This window comes from Lentzea kristufekii, assembly GCF_033949925.1.
Classification (GTDB): domain Bacteria; phylum Actinomycetota; class Actinomycetes; order Mycobacteriales; family Pseudonocardiaceae; genus Lentzea; species Lentzea kristufekii.
The window spans coordinates 1-8,289 of sequence record NZ_JAXAVV010000057.1; the positions used below are offsets into that span (position 1 = coordinate 1).

Sequence of the window (8,289 nt, forward strand, 5' to 3'; positions counted from 1 at the left end):
CGGGGTGACAGCGGACGCCAGAATGCCGAGAGCAGCCGCGAAGGCGCTCGCCGCTCTTCGCAGCGGTGCGCGGAGTTGACCACCTGCTCGCAAGTGGTGCGGATCCGCTGGGGACAGCGGGATTTGGGACATGGTGCGGTACCTCTTCCTCGGCAGGGGCGGTGAAGAGAAGTCAGAGCGGTGCTGATGTGGTCAGCGCCGACCGGATGCCGGTCGGCAGCCACCCGTTGCGGCACCGGCTGTTACAGGGTGATCGGCCTGCCACAGCGGTCGGGACCTCCGCGTCCGGTGTGTGGCGTGAGTCGCCGGAGTCGCGGCAGGGGCCGCCAGCACCGTAGGAAGCGTGACCGCCGTGGGCAGAGAGGCGGCCCTACCTGCACGGCGAGTGCCGCATGCGGTCATTCGATCTCCTTTGATCGAAGTTGAGCAGGGGTAGCGCGGGCTCATTTCTGTGAACGTGCACAGATGCTCATTCGCACGATTCACTCTGATGGAACCGCATGTTGCCGATCGTTTCAAGAGTGATGCAACGGATTTCTGTGCACGTGCACAGGCTCGTCGAAGTTCGACTGCCGCATTCGACAACGCCGGTTGAATCAGACTGACTCGAGGCAGGCCGGTGTGGTCCGGGTGCCCGCACGGCACGCTGGCCGTGAACCTCAACTGAAGCGCGGCGGGCATGCAGGACCTGGTTCGCCATGGCTGCCGGTCAGGTCTCGTAGGAAGTCGATCTGGTCATGGCGCACGGCCGGTCCACGGGCTGCCCGCTCGCGCAGTGTCGTCAACAGCGCAGGGTCGGACGTACGGTTGTACGTGCAAACATCCTGATGAGCCTTCGACGCACTTCTGCTGGCCGTTGAAAGAACCTCTTCAAAATGAATGAAGATCACGTACTGTGCCCGGCAGAGTGCGGCACAAGGAACAGGTTCATGCGACTGACGCATTCGGGCGATCTGAGGCGGACACAGCGCGTCGAGGTCGTGCGGAGCTTCTACGGTGGCGAACCGCGGACGCGGCTGGAGCTGGCGAACCAGCTCGGCCTGTCCGTCGGCACGGTCGGCACCATCGTCGGGGAACTGGTGAAAGCCGGCTTTCTGGAGGAGACGACGGGGCCACGCACCGGCGGGGGAGGCCTGCCACGCGGCTGACGCTGCGCGGTGGTGGCTCGTTGGTCGTGGGAGTGGGCGTAGCCGAGACGTACGTGACCGCCGAGCTGTTCGACCAGTCGATGACGCGGCTTGCGCACAGGAGGGTAGCGGTGCCGGTTGACGACAACCAGCCGGAGTCCGTTGCTGGCCACGTGCTCGCCTGTGTGAGGGCCGTCCGGGAGCAGTGGTCGGGCAGCCCGGTGAGCGCGTTCGGCGCCAGTCTGCCGGGTCAGGTCGACCAGGAAGGCGGCGTGTCGGCGCACGCGCCGAACTGGGGCTGGCACCAGGTGCCGTTCCGATCGCTGCTCGAGCGCGACTGCGACGTGCCGGTGCTGCTGGACAACCCGTTGAAGGCGATCACCCAGGCGGAGCAGATGTTCGGCGCGGCGCGGGACCGGGACGACGTGATCGTGGTCAACCTGGGAACCGGTGTTGGGCTGGGTGTCGTCGCCGGCGGTCGGTTGCTCCGCGCTGCGACGAACAGCGCGGGGGAGTGGGTGCACACCGTGCTCCACGTCGGTGGCGAGGCCTGCCGGTGCGGAAACCTCGGGTGTGTGGAGGCCTACGTCGGGGCAGGTGCGCTGATCCGCCTGCTCGCCGAGGTCGACCCGGACAGTGGGCTGCTCGCTCCGGACGACCAGGAGGAGACCGTGGTGCGGCTCGCGAGAGCCGTGCACGACGGGGACTCTGCGGCGGTGGAAACGCTCACACTGTTCGCCCGGCCGCTCGGTCTGGCGCTCGCCTACGCCGTCAACACGCTCAACCCGGAGTTGATCGTGTTCAGTGGCTGGGTCAGCGCCGCTCTCGGGGAGCCGCTGGCGTCAGCGGTCACTCCGGTGATCAAGGAGTACGCGCTCGTGACTCCGCTCGACGCCGCGACCGCGGTTCTGTGCCGGCACCTGGAAGATCCGGTGTCTCTCGGCATGGTCGTGCTCGCCTTCGAAACGCATCTGCTCGACTGACCATTTCGAGGGGAAACGTCCATGGGCCAACGCCGCCCGTTCAGAGCTGTGCCCGCGATCGCCACGTCCGTGACCTGCCTGCTCGCGTCCGCCTGTTCCGCGCCCGCGTCGTCGCCCGCACCCGAACGCGAGGTGACCGTGGCGGTGTGGGGTGGCGAGCAGGACGCCAAGACCTACCAGCAGCGCGCCGACCTAGCGAGCGAACGCGTCAGCGGGGTGAACGTCAAGCTGGTTCACGTCAGCAACGGCGACTACGGCAACAAGATCCAGAAGATGTGTGAGGAGGGCACCCGCCCGACATCGTCCAAGTCGCCGAGTCGGTGCACAGCTGCAGCAGCAAGAACCAGTTGCTGCCGCTGAACGACTACCTCCAGACGGAAGAGCTGGATCTGGTCCAGCGGTTCGGCGAGCGGGCCGCGCACTCCTACGACCGCGACGGCAAGACGTGGGCGCTGCCTGATCGCAGCGGTCCCATGGTCCTGTACTACAACAAGGATCTCCTCGACAAGGACGGCGTCGCCTACCCGACCGTCGACTGGAAGTGGCCGGACTTCCTGGCCGCCGCCGAGAAGCTGACGGTCAGGATGGGTGACAGGACCATGCGCTATGGATGCGCCGCCGGTGACTGGTGGCCGTGGTGGATGTCGTTCATGTTGCAGAACGGAGGCAGGATCCGCGGCGACGCGGGCAAGCCGGTGATCAACTCGCAGCAGCACGTCAAGGCGATGCAGTTCTACGTTGACCTCGTGCGCAAGCACCACGTCGCATCATCCAAAAAGGACTACGAGGCACTGAAGATCTCCAGCCCCGATCAACTCTTCGCCCAGGGCAACGCGCCGATGATCATGACGGGGTTCTGGAACATCGCCTCGCTCAAGCAGGCGCCGCAGATCCGGTGGGGCAACTCGCCACTGTTCAAGAACGTCAAACAGGCGACGATCTCGTTCCAGAGCGGTCTCGCGATCACCAAGTCCAGCAAGCGTCCCGAGCTCGCGTTCAAGGTGCTCGACTTTCTGACCGGTGTCGAAGGCCAGCGGCCGATCGCCACCAGTGGCCAGGACGCTCCTGCCAACCGCGAGGTGCAGGACAGCGAGGAGTTCCTGCACCCGTCCTGGGCGATCTCCGACGTCGACATGTCCGCTTTCCGACAGTCGGCCGAATTCGCCTACACACCTCCGATGACGCCGGAGTGGGGCAGCATGCAGAAGGGGTTCGGCACCATCATCGGGGAGATCTGCGACGGGACCGTCCAGCCGGCCGACGGTCTGGCCGCGGCGCAGCGCTCACTGGAAGGCCTCGGCAAGTGACCACGTGGAGGGTGGAGGGCACGGACTCCGCCCTCCACGTACGTCGACGATCTACCGAGTGGCGGCGGCGCTGGCGATCTCTTTCCAGGGACTGGCCGTGTTCCACAGCTCAGCCTGCTCCAAGCGCCTCGGCGTGCCCGTGGGGAAAGGCGGGCATTTCCTTTTGTCATCGCATTTCCACGCCGGCGCTCGTCGCCGTCGCCCTCGCCGCGGCAGGGCTCGGGGTCACCGTCACACGACGCGGGTGAGGAGATCGAAGGAGGTCGCGACGTCAGCGGGCAGCCGGCGCCGGCGGTGCTGCGGGAAGAGCGCCGCCCGGCAGTCACGAGATACATTCGAAGATCCTTGGCCATGACTCGTACAACGTGCACAAGGATCTCTTGTCAGATCGCACGCGATTGGTCCGGTCAGTGGCTCAGGCGGACTCGCGGATCACGAGCTCGGTAGGCAAGATCACCGTGGCTGGTCCTTCGCCGGCGATCTGGGCGAGCAGCTGGCGCACCATCATTTCGCTGATGCGGGTCCAATGTTGACGGATGGTCGTCAGCTGCGGCTGGACGGCGGTCGCGACCGGGGAGTCGTCGAATCCGCCGACAGCGATGTCATCCGGTACGCGCCGGCCTGTCCGCTCGATGGCCGACAGCGCCCCGTCGGCCATCAGGTCCGAGGCGACGAAAACAGCGTCGAGGTCCGGCACCGCCGTGAGCAGCTGCTGCATGCACGACTCGCCGCTCGCCCTGCTGTAGTCTCCGGTCGCCACCAGCCGGCGGTCGTAGTCGATGCCGTGCTCGTTGAGCACCTCGCGATAGCCCCGCAGCCGTTCGACCCCGCCGGGCGTGTCCTGCGGGCCGGTGATCGTGGCAATGCGCCTGCGGCCGGACTCGACGAGGTGGCGCACCATCGTCCTGGCGCCCTCGTGGTCGTCGGAGGCCACATAGGACAGTCTGCCGTGCTCGCCGAGTGGCTTGCCGCAGCACACGAACGGCAGGTTCGCCCGGTGCAGATGGTCGATCATCGGGTTGCCGCGGTGCGAGGAGATCAGCAGCACACCGTCGACGTGGTGTGCCGAGAGGAACGGGGCGATGCGGCGGCGTTCGGCCTCGGTACCGGCGGTGATCAGGATGAGCGGGATGTCGTGCTCGCCGAGCGCGGTGGTGCAGCCCGTCAGCAGCGTCGTGAAGTTCGGGTCGCCGAACAGCCGGTCCTGGGTCTCCGACAGCAGGAAAGCCACCGAGCCCGCCCGCTGGGTCACCAGGCTGCGGGCCGCGCGGTTGACCACGTAGCCGAGCTTGCGGATCGCGGCGTTGACCGCGTCCCGGGCCGCCGGGCTCACGTTGCGCCCGCCCTGCAGGACACGCGACACGGTGCCACGGGAGACTCCGGCTTGCTCCGCGACGTCGATGATGGTCGGCGGCCGCTGCGAGCGTGCGCGCCGCCGTGGCGTTGTGTCGGTCATCAGCCCTCATCTACTCCGGTCGGTGGTCATGACTTTACGACTCCGGAGAGCAAAACGACTCGCCAGTGGCGCGGCAACCCGAGGAACAGCGCGATCAGGGGAACGATCGAGAGCAGCGCGCCGGTGATCACCAGGGTGTCGAGGTCGGGTCCGATCGAACCCACTGCAGCTGCAGTGACCAGGCGGCTCGCTCACCCGCGTCGCGTCCAGCACCGCGTCCGGCACCGCCGCGTGGGCGTGGACGCGGCCAGGTAGATGCCGTCCGGGCTGTGCACGCTGGGCAGCAGCACCGACCAGCGGCTCCGACCACGCCTGTTCTGGTGAGCAGCAGGTAGTGCGGCACGACGGGGGTGATCGGCGGCATCAGCACCTCGGTGAGGATCACCGAGGTGAGCGTGCCCCCAGAAGACGCCGTCGCGGTGGGCCGTCAGCCCCACAACGGTCTCCCCGGAGGTCGGTGCCGGGCAGGAACGTAAGGTGACGAAGAGCTCGCCGCGGCTCTTCGTCGCAGCCGTCAACACGCGACCTGCCGGGTCGTGACCGAGCTCGCGTTCCACTGCCGATATCGGCGTCAACTTCCATCTCCCCTGGTGTCCTGTGCGCTGGTGACCAGCTCACCGCCGAAGTCGGCGCGCTTCGTGAGGACTCGTCCGTCGATGGCTGCCTTCCAGGCGTCACCACACGTGCGCCACGACGTGGGTCCCGTCTGCTGTGGTGCCGGCGAACTCGGCAACGTCGGTGAGCACGTCGTTGGACACCAGTGTCGGGATCATCTGGATACTCCGCCTGCACCAGGTCCGTCAGCCGCCCGACGTCGTGGCTGTGATTGTCCTCGTTGACGAGGCCGTCACCACCACTCTGTTCCTGCACGCTGATCTCGGTGTCGTCTGCGTTCCACATGTCCGCCGCCATCTGGAGGTTCGCCCACGACCACGGGTCGGTTCGACAGGCACGTCGGCGGAAGGGACCGGGGCGCCGTTGCAGGCGGAGAATGTCAGAGAGCCCATGAGGGAGATGGCTGCAGGCGGTGCCGCGCTGCGTCCGTCCCCCGAATGTCCGGGGATGAGAGACTGGAACGCTGTGTACGTTCACACCAAATGTGGCGTCTCGACAGGCACGTTAGCCGGTATGTACGGTTGTAAAACGTTTATGGCGATATTCATTGCTGTGCACGATCACAGAGATAGAGGTGCGCATGGAGCGGCGGCACTGGCCGGTCGGCTTGGACGTGCTGGCTTACGGCGGCGACTACAGCCCCGAGCAGTGGCCGAAGCCGGTCTGGCAGGAGGACGTCCGCCTGATGCGCGAGGCCGGTGTGACCATGGTCAGCATCGGGATCTTCACGTGGGCACTGCTAGAGCCCGTGCAGGGGCAGTACGACTTCGGCTGGCTGGATCAGCTGCTGGAGCTGTTGCAGGACAACGAGATCCGGGTTGACCTCGCGACGCCGACGGTGGTGCCGCCCGCCTGGTTCTACGAGCGGTTCCCCTCGGCGCTACCGGTCAGCCGCGAGGGCGTGCGCTACGCGTTCGGCGGCCGCGGCACGATCTGCCACAGCTCGCCCGCCTATCAGCAGGCGGCGGTGTCGATCGCCGAGCAGCTGGGCCGTCGCTACGGCAGGCACCCGGCCCTCGCGATGTGGCACGTGCACAACGAGTACGGCGCTCCGGTGAGCGCGTGCTACTGCGAGATCTCGGCCGCCGCGTTCCGCCGCTGGCTCGCCGACCGCTACATCACCGTCAAGGAGCTCAACGAGGCCTGGGGTACTACGTTCTGGGGCCAGACCTACAACTCCTGGCAACAGGTGGAGCCACCGAGGCTCACCCCCACCGTCGGCAACCAGGCACAGGAACTGGACTGGTTGCGCTTCACCAACGACGAGATGCTGGCGAACTTCATGCGGGAGCGGGACGTCCTGCGCCGCGAGTCGCCGGGCATCCCCGTGACCACGAACTTCCACGCCGCGTTGTCGCAGTGCCAGTCGGTCGACTACTGGTCGTGGGCGAGCGCGGTCGACGTCGTCACCAACGACCACTACCTGGTCGCCGAGGACGAACGCGCCCACGTGAATCTCGCGATGACCGCCGACATCACGCGCTCACTGGCGGGCGGACGGCCGTGGCTGCTGCTCGAGCACTCCACCAGCGCGGTGAACTGGCAGCACCGCAACGTCGCCAAAGGGCCGGGGGAGATGGCGCGCAACAGCCTCGCGCACGTTGCCCGCGGCTCGGACGGCGCGATGTTCTTCCAGTGGCGAGCGTCCCGCTTCGGCGTCGAGAAGTTCCACTCGGCGATGCTCCCGCACGCCGGTGTGGAGAGCAGGATCTGGCGCGAGGTCGTGCGCCTCGGCGAGGACCTCGGCAAGCTCGCCCCGATCCGCGGCAGCGAGGTGGCGACCGACATCTCCATGCTGTGGGACTGGCAGTCCTGGTGGGCGCAACGGCTCGAGTGGCGGCCGAGCGGCGACCTCGACGCCCGCGAACGAGCCGAATCTTGGTATGCCGCCGCGTACGACCTGCACCTCACCGTGGACTTCGCCCACCCGGAAGCAGGTCTTCGTGGTCGCCCCCTGGTCGTCGTGCCCGCGCTGTACGCGATGACGGAGGTCGCGTCGGAGAACTTGCGTCGCTATGTCGAGGACGGTGGTGTCCTGGTCGTATCGTGCTTCTCCGGGATCGTGGACGAGCACGACACCATCCACAACGGACCGCATCCCGGCGCGCTGCGTGACGTGCTCGGCCTGACGGTGGAGGAGTTCGCTCCGCTGCGGGCAGACCAGCGAGTCCGGCTGGACAGCGGGATGAGCGGCGGGGTGTGGTCGGAGTTCGTGAGTCTGAGCGGCGCCGTGCCCGTCTGGAACTACGTGGATGGTCCTGCCGCCGGCCGGCCCGCGGTCACCAGGCATCCACACGGGCGGGGCAGCGCTTGGTACGTCTCGACCTGCCTCGCAAGGGATGGGGTGGAGGCGGTGCTGCTGGCTGCAGCCGCCGAGGCCAAGATCCCGTCGCGTGACCTCCCCCGTGACGTCGAGGTAGTCGAGCGCACGGGGGAGCAGGGGCGGTACCTGTTCGCGATCAACCACACCCGCGAGACCGAAATGATTCCCGTTGGTGGCGGCACGGAGCTGCTCACCGGTGCGAGTGTGGACGATCATCTCACGTTGCCCGCCGGCGCGGTGCGGGTCGTGTTCACACCGCGGTGAGCACCGAGCCGGATGCTGTGCGCGATGTGCTCGTTGTCGGTCGGGGCGAGGCTCAGGCGTGCACGGTGCGGGCAACCCGTACGGCTGCGGCTGGTGCTCGGCGACGCCTGTACTACCCGATCGAGATGGTCCGCGCCCTGGTCGGCGTCTGGCTGTTCGCGGGGTGCCGCATCGATGAGATCCGCCGCCTCGACATCGACTGCACCGAACGCGA

At 67.3% G+C, this 8,289-nt stretch carries 7 protein-coding genes; 6 read left to right on the forward strand and 1 reads right to left on the reverse strand.

Translation table 11 applies throughout. The features are described 5' to 3' along the window. Positions 1 to 929 precede the first annotated feature (929 nt). The 4 genes from SK571_RS45735 to SK571_RS45750 are packed head-to-tail and all read left to right on the forward strand — an operon-like array spanning position 930 to position 3,417. Positions 930 to 1,148, forward strand: a complete 219-nt coding sequence (locus SK571_RS45735) for a winged helix-turn-helix transcriptional regulator (protein ID WP_319990358.1) — start codon at positions 930 to 932, stop codon at positions 1,146 to 1,148. Positions 1,149 to 1,174: 26 nt separating this feature from the next. Further along, complete coding sequence (locus tag SK571_RS45740) at positions 1,175 to 2,110, forward strand: ROK family protein (protein WP_319990359.1); 936 nt, start codon at positions 1,175 to 1,177, stop codon at positions 2,108 to 2,110. Between the two features lie 21 nt (positions 2,111 to 2,131). Beyond that, a complete protein-coding gene (locus tag SK571_RS45745) occupies positions 2,132 to 2,470 on the forward strand; it encodes a hypothetical protein (protein WP_319990360.1) in 339 nt (112 codons plus the stop codon). Next, positions 2,458 to 3,417 (forward strand): extracellular solute-binding protein, encoded by a 960-nt coding sequence (locus tag SK571_RS45750; protein ID WP_319990361.1) that lies wholly within the window; start codon positions 2,458 to 2,460, stop codon positions 3,415 to 3,417. Before SK571_RS45745 ends, SK571_RS45750 begins: the two co-directional genes overlap by 13 nt. Positions 3,418 to 3,832: 415 nt before the next feature. Here SK571_RS45750 and SK571_RS45755 read toward each other — a convergent pair whose 3' ends face one another. Next, complete coding sequence (locus tag SK571_RS45755) at positions 3,833 to 4,873, reverse strand: LacI family DNA-binding transcriptional regulator (protein WP_319990362.1); 1,041 nt, start codon at positions 4,871 to 4,873, stop codon at positions 3,833 to 3,835. A 1,195-nt stretch (positions 4,874 to 6,068) separates the two neighbouring features. Between SK571_RS45755 and SK571_RS45760 the strand changes: the two genes are divergently transcribed. Both SK571_RS45760 and SK571_RS45765 read left to right on the forward strand, forming a co-directional pair. Next, positions 6,069 to 8,075 carry a beta-galactosidase gene (locus SK571_RS45760; RefSeq protein ID WP_319990363.1) on the forward strand — a complete coding sequence of 669 codons (2,007 nt, stop codon included), beginning with the start codon at positions 6,069 to 6,071 and terminating at the stop codon, positions 8,073 to 8,075. Further along, positions 8,072 to 8,289: hypothetical protein (locus SK571_RS45765; RefSeq protein ID WP_319990364.1), on the forward strand; the 218-nt coding region annotated here is incomplete at its 3' end. The genes SK571_RS45760 and SK571_RS45765, both read left to right, overlap by 4 nt.

Bases quoted from the DNA above. Each gene is read 5' to 3' on its own strand.
- SK571_RS45735 (WP_319990358.1), top strand. From the start codon at position 930: ATGCGACTGACGCATTCGGGCGATCTGAGGCGGACACAGCGCGTCGAG.
- SK571_RS45745 (WP_319990360.1), top strand. From the start codon at position 2,132: ATGGGCCAACGCCGCCCGTTCAGAGCTGTGCCCGCGATCGCCACGTCC.
- SK571_RS45755 (WP_319990362.1), bottom strand. From the start codon at position 4,873: ATGACCGACACAACGCCACGGCGGCGCGCACGCTCGCAGCGGCCGCCG.
- SK571_RS45760 (WP_319990363.1), top strand. From the start codon at position 6,069: ATGGAGCGGCGGCACTGGCCGGTCGGCTTGGACGTGCTGGCTTACGGC.